The 18,857-nt window shown below is 73.5% G+C and carries 16 protein-coding genes; 8 read left to right on the top strand and 8 right to left on the bottom strand.

Annotation, left to right across the window (positions count from 1 at the left end):
• The first annotated feature begins 2 nt into the window (after window positions 1–2).
• Window positions 3–740 (top strand): DsbA family oxidoreductase, encoded by a 738-nt coding sequence (locus MQV74_RS00540; RefSeq protein ID WP_242714007.1) that lies wholly within the window; start codon window positions 3–5, stop codon window positions 738–740.
• A gap of 222 nt (window positions 741–962) precedes the next feature.
• Here the strand turns inward: MQV74_RS00540 and MQV74_RS00535 are convergent, their stop codons facing one another.
• The 7 genes from MQV74_RS00535 to MQV74_RS00505 all read right to left on the bottom strand — a co-directional run bounded on the left by MQV74_RS00535 (window position 963) and on the right by MQV74_RS00505 (window position 9,711).
• Entirely contained in the window at window positions 963–3,461 is a 2,499-nt protein-coding gene (locus MQV74_RS00535) for a sugar phosphate nucleotidyltransferase (protein ID WP_242714006.1), read from the bottom strand.
• 97 nt (window positions 3,462–3,558) lie between these two features.
• A complete protein-coding gene (locus MQV74_RS00530) occupies window positions 3,559–3,903 on the bottom strand; it encodes an STAS domain-containing protein (protein ID WP_242714005.1) in 345 nt (114 codons plus the stop codon).
• 174 nt (window positions 3,904–4,077) lie between these two features.
• Window positions 4,078–5,901, bottom strand: coding sequence for an AGE family epimerase/isomerase (locus MQV74_RS00525; RefSeq protein ID WP_242714004.1), 1,824 nt, complete (start codon window positions 5,899–5,901; stop codon window positions 4,078–4,080).
• Window positions 5,898–6,509: a DJ-1/PfpI family protein gene (locus tag MQV74_RS00520; protein ID WP_138957352.1), complete on the bottom strand. Its 612-nt coding sequence runs from the start codon at window positions 6,507–6,509 to the stop codon at window positions 5,898–5,900. Before MQV74_RS00520 ends, MQV74_RS00525 begins: the two co-directional genes overlap by 4 nt.
• A 74-nt stretch (window positions 6,510–6,583) precedes the next feature.
• Window positions 6,584–7,036, bottom strand: coding sequence for a nuclear transport factor 2 family protein (locus tag MQV74_RS00515; RefSeq protein WP_242714003.1), 453 nt, complete (start codon window positions 7,034–7,036; stop codon window positions 6,584–6,586).
• A 119-nt stretch (window positions 7,037–7,155) separates the two neighbouring features.
• The gene (locus MQV74_RS00510; RefSeq protein WP_242714002.1) at window positions 7,156–8,850 is read right to left on the bottom strand and encodes a thiamine pyrophosphate-binding protein; all 1,695 of its coding nucleotides are present in this window, start codon (window positions 8,848–8,850) and stop codon (window positions 7,156–7,158) included.
• A 33-nt stretch (window positions 8,851–8,883) separates the two neighbouring features.
• Window positions 8,884–9,711, bottom strand: coding sequence for a type 1 glutamine amidotransferase domain-containing protein (locus MQV74_RS00505; RefSeq protein WP_242714001.1), 828 nt, complete (start codon window positions 9,709–9,711; stop codon window positions 8,884–8,886).
• 694 nt (window positions 9,712–10,405) lie between these two features.
• Between MQV74_RS00505 and MQV74_RS00500 the strand changes: the two genes are divergently transcribed.
• From MQV74_RS00500 to MQV74_RS00485, 4 genes are all read left to right on the top strand, one after another.
• A complete protein-coding gene (locus tag MQV74_RS00500; RefSeq protein ID WP_242714000.1) occupies window positions 10,406–11,662 on the top strand; it encodes an acyltransferase family protein in 1,257 nt (418 codons plus the stop codon).
• A 347-nt stretch (window positions 11,663–12,009) separates the two neighbouring features.
• Complete coding sequence (gene treS, locus MQV74_RS00495; protein WP_242728463.1) at window positions 12,010–13,713, top strand: maltose alpha-D-glucosyltransferase; 1,704 nt, start codon at window positions 12,010–12,012, stop codon at window positions 13,711–13,713.
• Window positions 13,710–14,072: a hypothetical protein gene (locus MQV74_RS00490; RefSeq protein ID WP_242713999.1), complete on the top strand. Its 363-nt coding sequence runs from the start codon at window positions 13,710–13,712 to the stop codon at window positions 14,070–14,072. The genes treS and MQV74_RS00490 overlap by 4 nt, the downstream gene beginning before the upstream one ends.
• A gap of 247 nt (window positions 14,073–14,319) precedes the next feature.
• Window positions 14,320–14,928: a DsbA family oxidoreductase gene (locus MQV74_RS00485; RefSeq protein WP_242713998.1), complete on the top strand. Its 609-nt coding sequence runs from the start codon at window positions 14,320–14,322 to the stop codon at window positions 14,926–14,928.
• 10 nt (window positions 14,929–14,938) lie between these two features.
• Here MQV74_RS00485 and MQV74_RS00480 read toward each other — a convergent pair whose 3' ends face one another.
• The gene (locus MQV74_RS00480; RefSeq protein WP_242713997.1) at window positions 14,939–15,412 is read right to left on the bottom strand and encodes a MarR family winged helix-turn-helix transcriptional regulator; all 474 of its coding nucleotides are present in this window, start codon (window positions 15,410–15,412) and stop codon (window positions 14,939–14,941) included.
• Between the two features lie 172 nt (window positions 15,413–15,584).
• Between MQV74_RS00480 and galU the strand changes: the two genes are divergently transcribed.
• From galU to MQV74_RS00465, 3 genes are all read left to right on the top strand, one after another.
• Window positions 15,585–16,499: a UTP--glucose-1-phosphate uridylyltransferase GalU gene (gene galU / locus MQV74_RS00475; RefSeq protein ID WP_242713996.1), complete on the top strand. Its 915-nt coding sequence runs from the start codon at window positions 15,585–15,587 to the stop codon at window positions 16,497–16,499.
• Between the two features lie 277 nt (window positions 16,500–16,776).
• Window positions 16,777–17,886 (top strand): ParB/RepB/Spo0J family partition protein, encoded by a 1,110-nt coding sequence (locus tag MQV74_RS00470; protein WP_242713995.1) that lies wholly within the window; start codon window positions 16,777–16,779, stop codon window positions 17,884–17,886.
• 226 nt (window positions 17,887–18,112) lie between these two features.
• Complete coding sequence (locus MQV74_RS00465) at window positions 18,113–18,856, top strand: sigma-70 family RNA polymerase sigma factor (protein WP_242713994.1); 744 nt, start codon at window positions 18,113–18,115, stop codon at window positions 18,854–18,856.
• Window position 18,857: the final 1 nt, after the last annotated feature.

Genomic DNA, 18,857 nt, shown 5'->3' with positions numbered 1-18,857 from the left:
CGATGACCGTCACGGTCGATGTCTGGTTCGACTTCATCTGCCCCTACAGCCTGATCACCCGGCATGTGCTGGCCAAGGCCCTGCACGGCCAGGACGCCGCCCCCGCCTTCCATCCCTTCGAGGTCAACCCCAACTGCGTGGAGGAGGCGGGGGAGTACCCGCGCGGGGTGTGGGAGAACTCGGTGCGCCCGCTGGGCGCCGAGCGCGGCGTGCACCTGGCCGGACCGCCGGGCACCCCGCTGCGCCGGGCACGGATGGCGCTGCTGGGCTATCAGTACGCGCGTGAGCACGGGGCCGGGGCCCGCTACACCGACCTGGTCTTCGGCGCCTACTTCCACCACTGGCAGGACATCTCCGATCCCACGGTCCTGGCCGGGCTCGCGGTGGAGGCGGGCCTGGACCGGGCGGGTTTCCGCGCGGCCATCATGTCGGCGCGCTACGCCCGCGCCCATCAGCAGAGCCTGGCCCACGCCCGGGGCCCGGCGCAGGTGACGATGGTGCCGGTGATCGTGGCCGGGCAGCGGCGCATCGACGGGGTGCCCACCGCCGAGGAGCTGACCCGGGCCGTCGAGGAGGCCATCGCCGCCACCGCCGCGCCGGCTGTGCCGGCTGTGCCCGCCGGGGCGGGAGCGGGGGAGGGGGTGTGGGACATGACCACCCCGGCCCCGCCCGGGGTGGCCCTGCCCGCGCCGGTGCCCAAACCGCTGCCGGGCACCCGCACCCGCCTGCACGGCACCTGACCCCTTGCGGCCGGCGCTGATGCGCCCGCCCCCGCCCCCTCCAGTTCCGGAAGGGGGCGGGGGCGGGGGCGGCAAGAGGCCTGGGGAGGAAGCCGGCCAAGGACAAGAAAGGGGTGCGGCCGGCGCCCGCGGCAACAGGGGGCTTGAGGTCTGCCTCCCGCCGCGGGCGCCGGCCGCACCCCTGGCACGAACACCCCCCGGTGAGGGGCCGGGGGGCGGGGGTCAGGCGGCGGCGGAGCCGCGTACGGCCGCGCTCCATTCGTCGAGCAGGGCGTCGGCGGCCGCGGGGTCGGGGCCCTCGGCCCACAGGCGGGTGAGGGGGGCGGCCGCGTCGGGCAGGACCAGGGCCCAGCGGCCGTCGTCCTCCAGGACGCGCACCCCGTCGGTGGTGTCGATCCGGCGGCCGCTGGCGGCTTCGACGACGGTGCGCATGACCTGGCCCTTGACGCGCCAGGCGGTGGGCAGATCGCGCTGGCGCACGTGCACGGCGGGCAGCGGGGCGATGAGTTCGCTCAGCGTGGTGTGGTCCTGGCAGAGCAGGGCGGCGATCTTGACGAAGGCCGCGACGCCGTCGGCGTAGATGCTGAACTGGGGCAGCACGAAGGCGCCTTCGCCGTCGGCGGCCAGGATGAAGCCGCCGCCGGCGGCGGCGCGGTTCAAGTCGCCCGGGGCGGTGGCCACCCAGCGGACCTGTCCGCCGTGGGCCAGGGCGCTCTGTTCCACCGCGCGGCTGACGGTGACCGGTACCGCGGTGCGCCCGCCGCCGGCCTGGGAGGTCAGCAGGCGGACCAGGAGCAGCAGGACGCGGTCGTCGGCGATGATGTGGCCGCGCTCGTCGACCAGGGACAGGCGCTCGCCGGTGGGGTCGAAGCGGACGCCGAAGTCGGCGCCGGAGGTGGCCACGAAGTGGCCCAGGGTGTGCAGGGCGGCGCGGCGTTCGGCCGCGGTCTCGGTGCTGGAGGCGGGCACCAGGGCGTTGTTGACGGTCAAGGCCTCGATGCTCAGCCGGCCCAGGACGGCGGGCAGGGTCAGGGCGGTGCTGCCGCAGGCGGCGTCCACCACGACCTTCAGGCGCCGGCCGGCGCCCTCCAGGGTGCCCAGGCGGGCGGTGAGTTCATCGGCGTACTCCTCGATGCTGGTGGGTGACGCCTGCAGGCGGCCCATCTCGCCGGAGAGCACGCGCCGGTACTCGCGGCGGCTGAAGACCCGCTCCAGGCCGCGCTGGGCGGTGGGGGAGACGTCGATGCCGTGCGCGTCCAGGAAGACGATGTCGACGCTTTCCTCGCTGCCGGGGGTGGTGGTGACCACGATGCCGCCGTGGCTGTCGTCGGCGGTGCGGCGGCGGGCCAGCGGCAGCGGCACGTGTCCCAGGTCGCGCACGTCCAGGCCGGCCGCGCGCAGCGCGGAGATCATGGCGGGCAGCAGGACCGCCGCGGCCACGCCGTGGTCGCGGGCCACGGTGACCTTGCCCCCGCGCGGCAGGGTGGTGGCGAACGCGCTGGCCAGGCGCACCGCGAGGTCGGGGGTGACCTGGCTGTTGAGGAGGCCGCGCACGCCGCGCGGCCCGAACAGCGACTTGGTGGCGCGCGACTCCCAGATCAGGCTGTCGTTGACGGTGGTGCCCGCCTCGATGGTCTTGCCCGGGTAGACCAGGACGTCGGCGGCGACGAGGGCGTCCTCCTCCACCACGCAGCCCGCGCCCAGCACGCTGCCCTCCTCGATGCGCACGTCGCGGCGCAGGCTGGCGTTGCGGCCGATCACGCAGCCGCGCAGCACGGCGCCGGGGCCCGCGTAGGCGTGCGGGTGCATCACCACGCGGCGCAGCTGGGCGCCCTGGTCGATGACCGCGTGCGCGCCCACCACGGTGTGCTCGCCGATGCGGGCGCCCGCCCCGATCTGGGCGTGGGGGCCCACATACACCGGCCCCGTCAGCTGGGCGGTGGGGTGGATGCGGGCGCTGGCGTCGACCCGCACGGTGGGGGAGAGCTCCACCCCGGCGCGCTGCACGCCCACCCGTCCGCCAAGGACGTCGGCCTGGGCGCGCAGATAGCTGGCGTGGGTGCCCACGTCCTCCCAGTAGCCCTCGGCGACGTAGCCGTAGACGGGCCGGCCCTCCTCGAGCAGGCGGGGGAAGACGTCGCTGGACCAGTCCGTGCTCTGGCCCTCGGCGACGTAGTCGAGGACTTCGGGTTCCATGACGTAGATGCCGGTGTTGACGGTGTCGGAGAACACCTGGCCCCAGGTGGGCTTCTCCAGGAAACGCTCCACGCGCCCGTCGCCGTCCAGGACGGTGATGCCGAACTCCACCGGCTCGGGCACCCGGGTCAGGCACACCGTCACCAGGGCGCCCTTGGCGCGGTGGAAGGCGATCAGGTCGGTGAGGTCGATGTCGGTCAGCGCGTCCCCGGAGATCACCACGAACGGCTCGTCGTCCAGCAGGCCGGCGGCGTTCTTCACGCTGCCCGCGGTGCCCAGCGCATAGGGCTCGGTGGCGTAGCTCAGGCGCATGCCCAGCGCGCTGCCGTCGCCGAACTGCTCGCGGATGAGGGAGGCCAGGAACTGCACGGTGACGACGGTGTCGTCCAGGTGGTGGCGCTTGAGCAGGCGCAGCACGTGCTCCATGATCGGCCGGTCGGCGACCGGCAGCAGCGGCTTGGGCAGGTCCGAGGTCATCGGCCTCAGCCGTGAGCCCTCGCCGCCGGCCATCACAACAGCCTTCATGTCGGAGAATCTCCCTTGGGTAGCGCGGGTGGTGCGGGACGTACAAAAACAGGCACGGGACATACGGCAAAAAAGAGCGGGGGAAGGGGGCTGGGGGTCAGGCGGCGGCGGGCTCGTCGGGCAGGCTCAGCGAGCCCTCGATGAGGGTGACGGCCTGGGCGAAGCCGCTGGCCTGCAGCACGCGCCGGACGCGGTCGCAGGCGCCGTCCACCACGATCTGCGCGCCCGCGGGCAGCTGCTGCTGGGTGCAGCACAGGCAGCGCACCCCGGCCGCGGACAGCGAGGTCAGCCCGTGCATGCGCAGCACCAGCCGGTTCACCGGACGCGACAGCGCCTGGTCGATCAGGGTGCGCACGGCGGGCACCCGTTTGTCGGTCAGATCCCCGCTGAGGTAGATCGTGGCGGTGTCACCGGTGAACCCGAAGTAGGCCTCAAAACTCATCACGTCATCCCTTTGGGGTCGCTCATCGCGGTACGGACGAAATCAGCAGCGGACAAGGCAGGCGGGCGGGGTGTGCAGCGGCGCCCGGCGGCACGGAAAGAGCAGGAAGAACAGCAGGAGGAACAGCAGGAAGAACAGCAGGAAGGACAGCAGGAAGGACAGCGGGGGCGGGGGTCAGGGGCGGGTGGGGCGCAGGCGGACCTGGACGGTCACGCGCCGGCTGCGCCGGGGCAGGCGCACGGTCATCTCGGCGGCGTCGAAGCCGTCAAAGGGCGCGCCGTCGATCAGGACGTGCTCGATCTCGGCGCGCCCGGGCGGCAGCAGGTCGGGGGCCACCCGCAGCAGGCCGTCGGGGAAGTCGGCGTCGGCGTGCGGCTTGAACCACAAGTCCAGCGGCTCGCCGCGCACCAGCAGCCGGGTGTAGACCTCGGCGAGGTAGCACAGTTCGGCCTTGTGGTACATCGCCATGGCGTGGCTGCCCTTGAGGCGTTCGTTGCCCAGCAGGTAGGGGATGCCGCTGGCCAGGACGGTGAAGTGGACGCCGCCTTCGTCGTGGTCGAGGAAGAAGGCGTTGTAGAAGGCGGCCGCCTCGTCCGCGTGGCGGGTGTAGGTGTCCTGGCCGGTGGCGCCGGCCAGGACGAGGTAGGCGAGGATGGCCTGCTCCTGCTGCCACCAGGTCTTGCGGTCGTGCCAGGCGAAGGCGTGCCGGCCGTCCTCGGCCTCGCGTTCCAGGACGTCGTACCAGCCCCCGCGCTGCCCGTCGCGGCCCACCGGCGGCAACGCGGCGGCCAGCTGCTCGGCGAGCTGGCGGTATTCGCGTTTGGGCAGGGCGGCGTGCATCCGCATCAGGTTCCACACGATCTTCAGGTTGTGGCCGACGACCGCGCGGTTCTGCTGCCAGCCCCAGTCGTGGTCGGGGGTCCAGTCGGCGTGGAAGCGCTCGTTGACGAAGACGCTCGGGTCGCGGGAGCGGTCGGGCAGATGGGTGACGATCATGTCGAAGGTGTGCTCGAGCATGCGCCGGTAGCGTTCCTCGCCGGTGGCCAGGTACAGGTTGATCAGGTAGGCGGGGGCGTGGTCGCCCACCGAGTTCCAGTTCTTGCGCGAGCGGTTGGGGCCCAGGCTGTCGTGGTGGGGGCTGAGGGTGACCGGGTCGATGTGGGAGAAGTAGCCGCCCAGGCGCGGGTCGGCGAAGGCGGTGTCGAAGAGCTTGACGGTCCCCTCGATGTCCTGCTTGATCAGCGCGTCACCGGTGATGCGGTAGGTCTGGGTCAGCCCGACCAGCGCGTAGATCTGCTCGTAGGCGGGCAGGGCGCGGTAGTCGTCGCCGAACTCCGAGGCGAACAGCTTGCGTTCCACCGGCCCGGCCACGTCCACGCCGTGGTACCAGTACACGATGCCCTCGTCCGCGTCGTGAAAGCGCAGGTGCTCGTGCAGATAGCGCGAGCCGCGCTCGGCGACGTCCAGGAAGTCCTCGTTGCCGGTGAGCAGGTAGGCGCTGGCCATGCCGTAGACCAGGCGGGAGAGGGTGTCGGTCTCCTGGATGTGCTGGGTGGTCTTGTGGCCGCTGCCGTGGATCTCGGTGCGGTACTCGGCGAAGTCCACCGCGCCCGCGCCGAACTGCGAGCGCCGGTAGAAGCAGGCCAGCTCCGTGAGCTGGCGCGTCCACCAGCCGCGCTGCTGCCAGGGCGGCACCGCGCCCGCCCCGCCGGCGATGACCACCCGGTCGGCCTGGAAGAACAGGCCCGCCTCCGTGGGGTAGATAGGCCCGTAGACGAACACGTAGGTGCCCGGGGTGAGCAGCTCGGCCAGCTGCCCGCTCACGTCCTGGTAGGGCTCGCCGAGGTTGCGCAGGCGCTGGCCGGTGGTGGCCGCGCTCAGATGGATCAGCACCTCGCGGCCGTCGGGGGTGGTGAGCGTGAAGCGGTTGGCGAGCCGGCCGGTGACGTAGCCGGTGCTCAGGTCGGAGAAGGAGAACGGCAGGGCGGGCGCGCTCATGCGGCCGCCCTTGCCGGGATGTCCAGGCGCTCGATGACGGTGCGGGCCAGCAGATGGCAGTGCTCGACCGTGCGCGAGGTGATCAGGTCGCGGTCCACGACCAGGTCCTGGTTGAGGTAGACCGCGCCCATGTTGCGCACATCGCCGGCCACGTTGTTGTGGCAGGTCACCGGCCGGTCGCGGAGCAGCTCGGGGGCGGCCGAGAGCAGTTGCAGACCGTGGCAGGAGAACGCCTTGAGGACACTGGGCACCCGAAAGGCGCGGCGCAGCAGCTCCAGGGCGGGCGAGATCTGCTCCACGTCCTCGCTGTAGCGCAGCCGCTCGGCGACCAGCCCCGAGGGCACGATCAGCGCCGAGTACTGCAGCAGTTCGTGGAAGTCGACCGCCTCCAGGTCGCCCTCGACGGTGAGCGGCGCCTGGTGGCCCTGGCCGGTGAAGGTGATCGACGACAGTCCCCACAGCCGGGTCAGCAGCGTCACCTCGGCCCCGTCCTCGGCGAAGCGGCGCTGGTAGTAGGCGATCTCCTCCTCGACGTAGCCGCTTTCCAGCAGGATGCCAAGGCGCTTGCCGGCGAGCCGGCCGGTGGGCAGGGGTTTGACGATTCCCATGTGGACGATCCCGAAGTCATAGGGGGCGTGGCAACGACACGAAAGTGGGGCCGCGGCCCGGGGGCCGGGCGCGGTTACAGCGCCGGCGAGCCGGGCATCGGGGCCAGCGCGGTGACGGTGTAGGTGCGGATGCGCCAGCGGGCGCCGTCGTGGGCCACCGTCCAGCGCTGGTGGGCATCGAAACCCAGCCAGGTGCTGCGCGCGGCGGGCGCCTGCCACACCTTGGTCTGCCAGTTGACGACGAGGTCCACCTCCGCGCAGGGGCCCGCGGCCGGGCGCACCTCCAGCGAGGTGAGGGTGTGCTCCTCGTCGAAGAAGCGGTGGGTGACGGCCTCGTACCACTGGGCCAGGCCGCTGTGGCCGTGCACCGCGCCCTCGGGCAGGTGCAGGACCACGTCGTCGGTGACCAGCGCGGTCAGCACCGGCAGCGGATCGTGCCGGTCCAGCGCCCGGTACCAGTCGCTGGCCAGCTGGCCGATCGCCGCGCGGGCGGTGTGCTCGGCGGGAGGGGTCCGCACAAGGGACATGGGCAGGCTCCTTGGGCTCCACTAGGACTTGCCGCCCCCACCCCCCTCTTTGCCGGGGGTGCGCACGCGGGCGCGTGACGGACCGCAAGCAGGGGGCGGGGGCAGGAGAGGGAGGGGGGCTAGGCGGTGTTGAGGTCCACCAGGTACGGGCCCCGGTGGGCGAGCAGGGCGCGCACGGCGCCGGGCACCTGGCCGGGCTTGTCCACCCGCCGCCCCGGCACGCCCAGGGCGCCGGCCAGGGCGGTGAAGTCGATGTCCGGCCCGGACAGGTCGAAGGCCTCGGGGTGGGCGTGCGGGGCGATGCCCAGCTCGGCCCAGTAGCGCTCGATGTTGTCGTCCAGCAGCTGGTAGCGGCGGTTGTTGCAGATCACGAACGCGGCGCCGATGCGGTAGCGGGCCGCGCTCCACAGCGCCTGGATGGTGTACATGCTCGCCCCGTCGCCGGTGAAGGCCACCACCGGCAGCTCGGGGCGGGCCAGTTTGACGCCCAGCGCGCCGGGGATGCCCACCCCCAGCGAGCCGCCGCGGGTCTGGAAGTAGCAGCCCGCCCGCCGCGGCGGCAGATGGCGCAGCAGCGGGGCGCAGGCGGTCAGCGCCTCGTCGAACACCACCAGGCCGGGCGGGGCCTGGGCGGCCAGTTCCCGGGCGAAGCACTCCATCAACGACCCCTCCCCGCCCGCCTCTTGTGCCGGCCCGGCCCGCCCCGGTCCAGCGGGCCCGGGGGCAGGCGCCCCGGCTGCCGGGCGCTCCGTGGCCGGGGCGGCGGCGGGTGCCTGCGCGGCCTGCGGCTCGCGTGCACCCCCCGCCGTGCCCGCCAGGAGGGCGAGATGCTCGGCGAGGCCCTCCAGGGCCAGGGCCGGGTCGGCGGCAAGCCCCAGATCGACGGGGAAGTTCTTGGCGATCTCATAGGCGTCGGCGTCGATGTGCACGATCGCCGCACCCGGGCCGAAGGGGCTGGCCAGCTGGGGGAAGACCTCGGGGAACACATAGGTGCCCACGATCAGGACCGCATCCGCGCCCGCCACCACCCGCGCACTGTCCGCACCGAACATGTGCCCGAGCAGGCCGGCGAACAGCGGGTGGGTGGCATCGAAGTTGACCTCCGAGGAGTTCACCCCCCACACCGGGGCGCCCAGCATCTCCGCGACCCGGGTCAGGGCCTGCTGGGCGCCGCTGGCGGCCACACCGTCCCCCATCAGGACCAGCGGCCGCCTGCCGCCCGCCAGCAGAGCGGCGGCCCGCGCCAGCGCGGCCGGCTCGGGCACGGCCCGGGTGTGGGGGACCGAGGCGGGCACCACCGGCTCGGCGGTGGGCTGTTCCAGGACGTCGGCGGGCAGCACCACCAGGACCGGGCCGCGCGGCGGCGTCATGGCGATCTTCACCGCGCGGCGCAGCTCCCGCAGCACCGAGGAGGCGTCAAGGACCCGGGCCGCGTACTTGGTCACCGGCCCTGCGATGGCCACCAGATCGGCGGCCATCTGCGCGTCCAGCGCCGCATAACGCACCCCAGCCTCCCCGGCGAGGACCACCAGCGGCGAGGCGCCGCGCTTCGCCTGGTACAGCATGCCGATCGCGTTGCCCAGGCCGACCGCGCTGTGCAGCTGGACGACCCCGGGGCGCTGGGCGGCGCGTGCGTAGCCGTCGGCCATGGCCACCGCGACGCTCTCGTGCAGGGCCAGCACATAGCCGACCTCGCTGTCACCGGCGAGGTCCAGCAGGCCCTGCTCGACCGTGCCGGGATTGCCGAACAGATGCCGCACACCCTCGGCGGCCAGCTGCTCGAACACCGCGGCCTTGGCGGGCCTGGCGGACATGGGCCTCTCCTCCTTCACCATCGCCGGGGGCGCTCACCAGCCGTAGCGGCGCAGGCCGTTCTCCAGGACCTCGATGAGCATCTCCCCGGCCGTCACCGAGTCCGGCGTGGAACGCGCGGTGATGAACGGGAAGTCCACGACCACCGAGACCTCCTTGCCCACGTTGCCGTGGAAGGCGCCCTCGGGGCCGGTGGCATCGCGCAGGATGTACTCCAGCGGGTAGGGCGGCGGCCCCATGTTGAAGTCCACGCCCACGAACCCGGTGCCGTCCTTGTAGTCGTACTCCTTGGGGTGACCGGTGACGTGCTTGCCCCACAGCAGGCTGGCCCGCGCGTCCCAGTCCCGGGCGAAGGCGAGCGCGGCCACGCCGTAGCACTCGGCCAGGATCGGCTTGTCGGCCCGGGCGAAGGCCAGGACCAGCTCGTGCAGCCGCTCGTTGTTGGCCAGGTCCACGATCGGGCCGCTGCCGCCGACGATGACCAGCGCGTCGAAACCGCCCAGCAGCTCCTGCACGGCCGCCGCCAGGTTGCTGTGGTAACTCTCCAGCTCCCGCAGGTGGTTCAGCGCGCTGTAGTACGGGCGCTCGGGGATCATCTCCGCCAGGCTCAGGGGATTGTCCAGACGGCTGGAGTCATCCAGCGCCCTCGCGCGGCGGGCCATGTCCCGCGAGGTGACCGCACGGCCCAGCGGTGGGTCGATGTACTCGGAATCGAGGCTGGGCGGCAGGGCCTGCGCCCGCTTGCCGTGCGGTGTCATGAACGTGGTGCGATACCCGCGTGCGTCGAAAGCCTCGATTGGGCCCACGAGTTCCTCGCCCCAGTAGCCGTATTCGGAAAGCACGACCAGGATGCGTTTGGACACGAGGTCTCCCTGTCGTCGGATGAGATCCGTCCCCGCGAGAGAAGAAATAGCCCGGCCGATGGCCGAAATCAGGGACATTCGGAGTCAACCCGCTGTTCGCGCAAGGGGGCAATAAACGGCGGCGCGCATCGGGAGACTCGGCCAACTTGCCCCAGTCGTAACGGAGTCACCAAATCCATACGAGGGTGCGGCGAATTCACTGGTCACCTGTGAAGAGAACACCCCCCATTCCCGCCCACCCTGCCTCCCGCGCCCCGGCCCCCTTTCAACCGCCCCGCCCCCCGGCCCCGCCCCGCGATCAGCGCCGCCCCCCGGCCCCGCCCCGCGATCAGCGCCGCCCCCCGGCCCCGCCCCGCGATCAGCGCCGCCCCGCGCACCGCCCGGCCCGCCCGTGCCCGCCGCCCCACGCCCCGCCGAGGCCCCCGTGCCCGCCCGCCCCGTGCCCCGCCCAGCCCCTGCCGCGCACACCGCCCCGCCCCCCCCGGGCCGAGGCCCCCGTGCCCTGCCCCGCCCCGCGCAACCGCCGCCCCCGGCCGTACGCGACCCCACGCCCCGCCCCGCCGTGCCCCGCGCACCACCCCGGACCGGGGGAGGCCTCCGGCGGCGGCGCGGACCGGAGCAGCCGCGCCCGGCCGCCCGGCCCCGCGCGCGGCCGGGCGCGCCCCGTGCCGTGACCGCCCAGGAGTGTTCTTCCATGGCCGCCGCCGTCGCTGTCGTCCGCCCGCACCGCCTGCCCTCCCTGACCGGCATGCGCTTCGCCGCCGCCGCCTCGGTGTTCGCCTTCCACGCCTCCTTCGCGGGCTTCTTCGCCGACACCTCCACCCAGCACCGCCTGGCCGAGGTCCTGTCCAAGGCGGGCTGGGTGGGGGTGTCGTTCTTCTTCGTGCTCAGCGGCTTCGTGCTGACCTGGTCGGCCCGCCCCGCCGACGGCGCGCGCCGCTTCTGGCGCCGCCGCCTGGCCAAGATCTACCCCAGCCACCTGGTGTGCGCCCTGGCCGCCTTCGCCCTGCTCGCCGCCACCGGATCCGCCCTCGACCCCGGCGCGGTGGCGGTCAACGTGACGCTGCTGCAGTCGTTCTTCCCCCAGCCCCACCTGTACGTCAGCGGCAACCCGGTCAGCTGGTCGCTCTCCTGCGAGCTGCTGTTCTACCTGGCCTTCCCGCTGCTGTGGCGGGCTCTGCGCGCGCTGCCCGCCCGCGCCCTGGCACCGGTGGCCGCGGGCCTGGCGGGGGTGGTGACGGCCCTGCCCGCCGCCGTCGCGCTGCTGCCCGACACCCCGGCCCTGGTCCTGCCCGACGGCACCACCGGCCAGTGGCAGTACTGGCTGCTGTACGTCTTCCCGCCGGTGCGCGCGGCGGAGTTCGCGCTGGGCATGGTCGTGGCCCGGATCGTGCGCGAGGGCCGCTTCAGGGGCCCGCGCCCGCTGCCCGCGGCCCTGCTGCTCGGCGCCGGCTACGTGCTGGCCACCCAGCTGCCCTACCTGGCCAGTCTGGTGGCCGCCACCGTCGTGCCGATCGCCCTGCTGATCGGCGCCCTGGCCCACGCCGACGCCACCGGGCGCCCCACCCGGGCGGCCGGGCCCGCCTGGGTGCGCCTGGGCGAGCTGTCCTTCGCGCTGTACCTGGTGCACCGCCTGGTCCTCATCCACGGCCACCAGGCGCTGGGACGGCCCGCGTTCAGCACCCCCATCGCCCTGCTCGTGCTGGCCGGCGCCTTCGCGGTGAGCCTGCTGCTTGCCGCGCTGCTCCACCACGCGGTGGAAAAGCCCGCGATGCGCCTGCTCGCGGTGTCCGCGAAACACCGCGAACACGCCCCGGCAATTCCTCCAGGCAATACCCGACTTGGGCAACTTGCCGGGATGAAAGGCCATTCCTTGCCCGCGCCGGAAGGCCTCAGAATGCTGAAACCCTTGCCAGGTCAACGACGACCGCCCAAAGGGGGTGGACGATGAGCGGCCCCGCCGCCCCTGACCGCGCCCCGCCCCCCGGCCCCGCCCGCCCCCTGGCGCCCCGCCCCCTGGCGCCCCGCGCCCTGGCAGGCGGCCCCCGCACCGCCCGCGCCGCCCCGGCCCCCGGCCCCCGCTGAGCCCCCTGCCGCGCCGCCCCACCCCCCCCCACGCGCCCGCCACCACCCCCGCGTACACGAGGTGAAAAACCGGGGGCGCCGCGCGCGGCACACCCGCTCAGCGACGCCCCCTCTTTTTTCGAACCGCCCGGAGCACTCCGGGACCCGCATCGTCACCTGGAGGAACCCTTGAGCACCGACCAGGCCGAAGCCACCACCGCCCGGCGCGCGCCCGTGCCCGTCACCCCGTCCACCAAAGCGGTGACCGACACCCCCGACTGGTACAAGCGGGCCGTCTTCTACGAGGTGCTGGTCCGCTCCTTCAAGGACAGCGACGGCGACGGCGTCGGCGACCTGAAGGGACTCACCTCCCAGCTGGACTATCTGCAGTGGCTGGGCGTGGACTGCCTGTGGCTGCCGCCGTTCTTCCAGTCGCCGCTGCGCGACGGCGGCTACGACGTGTCCGACTACCGCGCGGTGCAGCCCGAGTTCGGCACCCTGGAGGACTTCCGCGCCCTGCTTGAGGCCGCCCACGCGCGCGGCCTGCGCATCATCACCGACTTCGTGATGAACCACACCAGCGACCAGCACGCCTGGTTCAAGGCCTCGCGCGCCGACCCCCAGGGCCCCTACGGCGACTACTACGTGTGGGCCGACGACGACGAGAAGTACCCCGACGCCCGCATCATCTTCGTCGACACCGAAACCTCCAACTGGACCTTCGACCCGGTGCGCAAGCAGTACTACTGGCACCGCTTCTTCTCCCACCAGCCCGATCTGAACTTCGACAACCCGGCCGTCCAGGACGAGATCATCTCCGCCCTGCGCTTCTGGCTGGACATGGGCATCGACGGCTTCCGCCTGGACGCCGTGCCCTACCTGTACGCGGCCGAGGGCACCAACTGCGAGAACCTGCCCGAGACCCACGCCTTCCTGCGCCGGGTGCGCGAGGTCATCGACACCCACTACCCCGGCCGGATCCTGCTGGCCGAGGCCAACCAGTGGCCCGAGGACGTCGTGGACTACTTCGGCGACTACGAACGCGGCGGCGACGAATGCCACATGGCCTTCCACTTCCCGCTCATGCCGCGCCTGTTCATGGCCGTGCGCAAGGAATCGAAGTTCCCCGTCTCCGAGATCCTCGCCAAGACCCCCAAACTCCCCGCCGCCTGCCAGTGGGGCCTGTTCCTGCGCAACCACGACGAGCTGACCCTGGAGACGGTCACCGACGAGGAACGCGACTACATGTACGCGGAGTACGCCAAGGACCCGCGCATGCGCGCCAACATCGGCATCCGCCGGCGCCTGGCGCCGCTGCTGGAGAACGACCGCGACCAGATCGAGCTGTTCACCGCGCTGCTGCTGTCCCTGCCCGGCTCGCCGATCCTCTACTACGGCGACGAGATCGGCATGGGCGACAACATCTGGCTCGGCGACCGCGACGCGGTGCGCACCCCCATGCAGTGGACACCCGACCGCAACGCCGGGTTCTCCGAGGGCGACCCGGCCAGCCTGACCCTGCCCACCAACCTGGGCCCCGTCTACGGCTACCCGGCCGTCAACGTGGAGAGCCAGCGCGACAACCGCGCCTCCCTGCTGCGCTGGACGCGCCGCATGCTGGCCGCCCGGCGCCGCCACCACAAGGCCTTCGGCCTGGGCGACTTCGAGGAGATACCCACCTCCAACGCCGCCGTGCTTGCCTATGTGCGCCGCCACTTCGACGAGGACGGCCACCCCACCGAGATGCTGTGCGTCAACAACCTCTCGCGCCACCCCCAGCCGGTCGAACTCGACCTGCGCGCCTACAACGGCGTCGTCCCGGTGGAGGTCACCGGCCAGACCACCTTCCCCCCGATCGGCCCGCGCCCCTATCAGCTGAGCCTGACCGGCCACAGCTTCTACTGGTTCTGCGTGTGCCGCCACGGAGCGACCCGGTGACCTGCACCGCCCTGGCCATCCCCTTCGACCGCCTCGAACGCGCCCTGGCCGCCTGGCTCCCCGCCCAGGCGCCCGGGCGGGCACTGGAGCGCGTGAGCATCGAGGAACTCGCCCTGGCCGCGCCCGGCCCCCGGCCCGCCGGGCAGGCCCTGGGCCTGCTCCTGGGCCTGCGCACCCACCACGCCGACGCCACCACCGAAACCTGCCGCCTGGCCATCGCCATCCACCCCCTCACCGACCTGGCCGGCCTCACCGCGGCCGGGGCTGCGGGCGCGCTGCCGCGTCTCATCGCCGTCCTCGACGACGTCGTCATCTGCCGGCCCCCCGCCCCGGCCGGGGCCGCCCCGCACCCCGCCTGAGACCACCCCCGCCCCCTCATATCCCCCTCCCGCCCACCCCCCTCTCGTGCGACAACAGCCTCCCGCCACACCGCACTTTCGTCGCCCCGCCCCGCGGCACCCGCCACCTCGCTCTTCTTCCGGCACCCGGGCCGCGGGCCGTGGCACCCGGCACCGGCTTGCCCCCGGGGCGCCGCCGCAGCCCGCGGCGCCGCCCCGGGGAAACCGGGACGCCCCTCCTGCTTTTGTTTTTGTGTAAGGAGTCCTGATGTCCCTCACCATCGACGTCTGGTTCGACTATCTGTGCCCCTTCTCCGTCATGACGGGCAAAGTGATCGCCGATACCGGCCTCGCCCAGGACCACGCCGTGCGCTGGCGCCCCTACGAACTGCACCCCGGGGGCATACCGGCCGGCGGCAAGAAGGACTATCCGCAAGGCGTCTGGGAGAACTCCGTGGTGCCCATGGCCGACCGGCTCGGCGTGCCCTTCACCACCGCCCCCTCCAGGCCGCTGCCGCGCACCGACCTGGCCATGCACGGGCACACCTTCGCCTGGCGCCACGGCGCCGGACACGCCTACGACACGGCCGTCTTCGACGCCTACTTCCACCACGACCAGGACATCGCCGACCTGGACACCCTGGCCGCCCTGGCCGGCGAGAGCGGCCTGGACCCCTGGCGGTTCACGTCCTGGACCGCCTCTTCGGAGGCGGCCGAACACCACCGCGCCACCCAGGAGGAGGCCCGGCGCACCCACCGGATCCACACCGTGCCGACCCTGGTCATCGGCTCCTGGCGCACCGAGGGCGTCCCCGACGCCGCCCGCCTGGTGCGCGCGGTCTCCACCCTGCACGCCCGCAGCCGCGTACCGGCCTGAACGCCGGGTGTTATTCGGGGGCTTCGAGGACCTCGGCGGCCTGGGCGAGCAGCGCCGACAGCGCGTCCACCGCGCCCGGCGGCAGCAGCGCAAGACGGCGCTCCTGCACGGCCGCGACCCCGTCCTGGATCCGCGAAGTGATCAGCAGGCCCTCCTCGGTCAGCTGGGCCCAGGCGCTGCGCCCGTCGGCCAGGTCGGCCTCGCGCACCACATAGCCCGACTCCGACATCCGGCGCAGCACATTGCTGGTGCCGCCCGAGGAGAGCCGGCAGCGCACCGCCAGCTCGGTGGGCTTGAGCCGCAGCTCACCGCCCGCGCCGCGCAGCGCGGCCAGCACGTCGTAGTCCGCCCGGGTCAGCCCGTGCTGGGCCACCCTGCTGTTGGTGGCGGCATCCAGCGCGGCACACAGCCGCGCCGCGAGCTGCGCCAGCTCCAGGGAGGGCACCTGCTGCCCGCCGCGCCGCCCGGCCGTTTCAGCCCTCACGTCGTACCCGCTCCCGCACTCGTGCCCGCCCGCCGGCATTCCCCTTCAGCAGCGCAGTCTAGACGGGCCGGGAGAACACCCACCACAACAGCGCCCCGCACAATTGCCGAAGTCGCCGCCCCGCGCCCCCTATTGCTTCCGCGCCCGGTAAGGCGCCCCTAGCGTGAATCCCATGAATGTCGCGTCTGTCGGTATTACCAAGGCAGTTGTTCCCGTCGCGGGCCTGGGCACCCGATTCCTCCCGGCGACCAAGGCCACGCCCAAGGAAATGCTTCCGGTCGTGGACAAACCCGCTATCCAATACGTCGTCGAGGAAGCGGTGTCCGCAGGAATGTCCGACATCCTCATGGTGACCGGGCGCAACAAGCGGCCGCTGGAGGACCATTTCGACCGCAATCACGAGCTGGAGGAAACCCTGCGCCGCAAGGGCGACGCCGACCGCCTGCAGCGGGTCAGCGCCCCCACGGACCTCGCCGACATCCACTACATCCGCCAGGGCGACCCGCGCGGCCTGGGCCACGCCGTGCTGTGCGCGGCCCGGCACGTGGGCGCCGAGCCCTTCGCGGTCCTCCTCGGCGATGACCTCATCGACCCGCGCGACCCCCTGCTCGCCCAGATGGCCCAGGTCCAGGCCCAGCACGGCGGCAGCGTGGTGGCCCTGATGGAGGTCGACCCCGCCCAGACCCACCTGTACGGCTGCGCCCGCCTGCACCCCGGCGCCCGCGGCGACGTGGTGGCCATCGCCGACCTGGTGGAAAAACCGGAGCCGGGCACCGCCCCCAGCAACTACGCGGTCATCGGCCGCTACGTCCTGGCCCCGGAGATCTTCCCGGCCCTGCGCACCACCGACCCCGGCCGCGGCGGCGAGATCCAGCTCACCGACGCCCTGCGCACCCTGGCCGCGACCGCATCGGCCGGCCCCGTGCACGGCGTGGTCTTCCGCGGCCGTCGCTACGACACCGGCGACCGCTCGGACTACCTGCGCGCCACCGTGCGCCTGGCCTGGGAGCGCGAGGACCTGGGCCCGGAATTCCGCGCCTGGCTGCGCGACTTCGTGGCCCAGCACTCGCTGGCCTCCGCGGCCTGACCCCCCGCGCCAGGCCGGGCCCCCGGGCCGCACCCGGGGGCCGCCCCCGCCCGGGGTGTGCAACCGCGGAAACTCCCCGGTTGCACACCCCGGCCCCGCCCCGGCCGCGGGACTTGCCCATATCGCGCCGCGGCACCCGCAGGCGGCGGAAGAACCGAACGACAGCTATGTACGGTCAGGGGGTGCTGGCCGGGGCATCCCCCGCGCCGGCGGCGGGCCGCCTCGCGCGCACCGCCGACGCCGGTTTCGACCCCCTTGTGGAGGAGGTGCACCGAGCATGGGCGTCAACCCCCCAGAACACCCCGGCTTCGGCCACCGGTCAAACCTGCTGGAGCCGCCGGACCCGCCCGGCGCGGCGGCCCCCGGTGTCGAGGCGGCCCTGGACCGGTCCGTGCACCAGGTGCCCATCGGCATCCTGCGCCCGGCCGACTCACCGCGCATCGGGGAGAACCTCCAGCACGCGCGGACCCTGGGCGCCTGCGGCGCGGTGCTGCCGCCGATCCTGGTGCACCGCGAGACGATGCGGGTCATCGACGGCATGCACCGGCTGCGCGCGGCACTGATGCAGCAGCGCGACCTGGTGGAGGTCACCTACTTCGACGGCAGCACCGAAGACGCCTTCGTCCTCGCCGTGGAGAGCAACATCGCCCACGGCATGCCGCTGACCCTGGCCGAACGCGCCGCGGCCGCCGCCCGCATCATCATCACGCACGCCCAGTGGTCGGACCGGGCCATCGCCGCGGTCGCGGGCCTGGACCCCAAAACGGTCGCCGCCCTGCGCCGGCGCGGCATGCCGCCCGAGGCGGCCCCCCAGGTGCGCGTGGGCCAGGACGGCAAGTTCCGCCCCGTGGACCCGGTGGCCGGACGCCGGGCGGCCAGCCGCCTCATCAGCGCCGAACCGCAGGCCTCGCTGCGCCACATCGCGCGCCGCGCGGGCATCTCCCCGGGCACCGTGCGCGATGTCCGCGCCCGCCTCGAGCGCGGCGAGGACCCCCTGCCCCCGGCCCTGCGCACCCCCGAACCCGCCGCACCCGCCGCATCCGCCGCCCCCGAGCCCGCACCCGGCCCGGCCGGCCCGGTGCCCGGCGGGCGCGAACGCAGCGCACCGCACGTGCCGGTGCGCCCGCAGCCCGCAGTGCGCACCGCGGGCTCCGGGCCGGGCCTGGAGCGGGTCTTCACCAGCCTGTGCAAGGACCCCTCGCTGCGCCAGAGCGAGACGGGACGGCTGCTGCTGCGCCTGCTGGAGATGCATCTGCCCGCCCAGTTCAGACGCATCACCGCCTGTGTGCCGTCCTACCGGGCGGGCATGGTCGCGGCGGCCGCCGCCGAATGCGCCAGAGCCTGGCAGCACGTCGCCGACACCATCGAGCACGGCCACCCCCAGTAGCGGCCCCCGGCCCGCCGCCCCCCTCCCGCACCGCCACCCCCGCACGCGGGGGAGCGGACAAGGGCGGGGGAGTGCGCGCCGTGGCCCGCCGCGGGACACCAGACCGGCGGTGCGTCCTGAGTCTCCCCCGCCGGGGACGCACCGCCCCCTCTCCCTCTCCTGCGCCCGTCCTTCGCCTCTTCTTCCAGCAGTCGCCCCTTTGCCCCCGTACCGAAGGAAACGCCCCATGGAACCGCAGCCCGCGTCCGCCGCGGCCCGCAGCGGCACCAGCACCCTGTCCAGCCCGAGCCGCCCCGCGGGGCCGCCGGGCCCTTGGTATGCGGTGCGGGCGGCGAAGGCCCCGCCCAGCCCCAGCCCCGGCCTCGCAGCGCCGGGGGCGGAGACGGCCGAGCAGCGCACGGCCCGCTTCGAACGCGACGCGCTGGCCCACCGGGCCCGCCTGTACGCCTACGCGCTGCGGCTGACCCGCAACCGGGCCGATGCCGAGGACCTGGTGCAGGAGACCTACACCCGCGCCTACCGCGGGTTCCACCAGTTCCGCCCCGGCACGAGCCTGGGGGCCTGGCTGTCGCGCATCCTGACCAACGCCTTCCTCACCTCCTACCGGCGCCAGAAGAGCAGGCCGCACTTCGCGCCGGTGCCCGACATCGAGGACTGGCAGCAGGCGGGCGCCGCCTCCCACACCTCCGCCGGGCTCGCCTCGGTGGAGGCCCAGGTCGTCGACCGCATCCCGGATGCGGCGATCAGCCAGGCGATGCGCTCCCTGCCCGCCGCGCTGCGGATCGTGGTCTACCTCGCCGATGTCGAGGGCCTGCGCTACGAGGAGATCGCCGCGGCCGTCGGCATTCCCTCCGGCACCGTCAACTCCCGGCTGCACCGCGGCCGCAGACGCCTGCGGGCCCTGCTCGAGGACCACCCGGGACGCGGTGTGCGCACCCACACCTGGCACCACCACGACAAGGAGAGTTAGA

This window comes from Streptomyces sp. AN091965, assembly GCF_022698285.1.
Lineage (GTDB): Bacteria > Actinomycetota > Actinomycetes > Streptomycetales > Streptomycetaceae > Streptomyces.
Note: the sequence above shows the minus strand (reverse complement) of the source record. Positions and strands in the feature narration are given on the sequence as shown.

Excerpts from the sequence above, each read along its gene's own strand:
- MQV74_RS00470 (WP_242713995.1), top strand. The coding sequence starts at position 16,777 with ATGGGCGTCAACCCCCCAGAACACCCCGGCTTCGGCCACCGGTCAAAC.
- MQV74_RS00500 (WP_242714000.1), top strand. The coding sequence starts at position 10,406 with ATGGCCGCCGCCGTCGCTGTCGTCCGCCCGCACCGCCTGCCCTCCCTG.
- MQV74_RS00535 (WP_242714006.1), bottom strand. The coding sequence starts at position 3,461 with ATGAAGGCTGTTGTGATGGCCGGCGGCGAGGGCTCACGGCTGAGGCCG.
- MQV74_RS00540 (WP_242714007.1), top strand. The coding sequence starts at position 3 with ATGACCGTCACGGTCGATGTCTGGTTCGACTTCATCTGCCCCTACAGC.
- MQV74_RS00520 (WP_138957352.1), bottom strand. The coding sequence starts at position 6,509 with ATGGGAATCGTCAAACCCCTGCCCACCGGCCGGCTCGCCGGCAAGCGC.
- MQV74_RS00515 (WP_242714003.1), bottom strand. The coding sequence starts at position 7,036 with ATGTCCCTTGTGCGGACCCCTCCCGCCGAGCACACCGCCCGCGCGGCG.
- MQV74_RS00510 (WP_242714002.1), bottom strand. The coding sequence starts at position 8,850 with ATGTCCGCCAGGCCCGCCAAGGCCGCGGTGTTCGAGCAGCTGGCCGCC.
- MQV74_RS00530 (WP_242714005.1), bottom strand. The coding sequence starts at position 3,903 with ATGAGTTTTGAGGCCTACTTCGGGTTCACCGGTGACACCGCCACGATC.
- MQV74_RS00485 (WP_242713998.1), top strand. The coding sequence starts at position 14,320 with ATGTCCCTCACCATCGACGTCTGGTTCGACTATCTGTGCCCCTTCTCC.
- galU (WP_242713996.1), top strand. The coding sequence starts at position 15,585 with ATGAATGTCGCGTCTGTCGGTATTACCAAGGCAGTTGTTCCCGTCGCG.
- MQV74_RS00525 (WP_242714004.1), bottom strand. The coding sequence starts at position 5,901 with ATGAGCGCGCCCGCCCTGCCGTTCTCCTTCTCCGACCTGAGCACCGGC.
- MQV74_RS00465 (WP_242713994.1), top strand. The coding sequence starts at position 18,113 with ATGGAACCGCAGCCCGCGTCCGCCGCGGCCCGCAGCGGCACCAGCACC.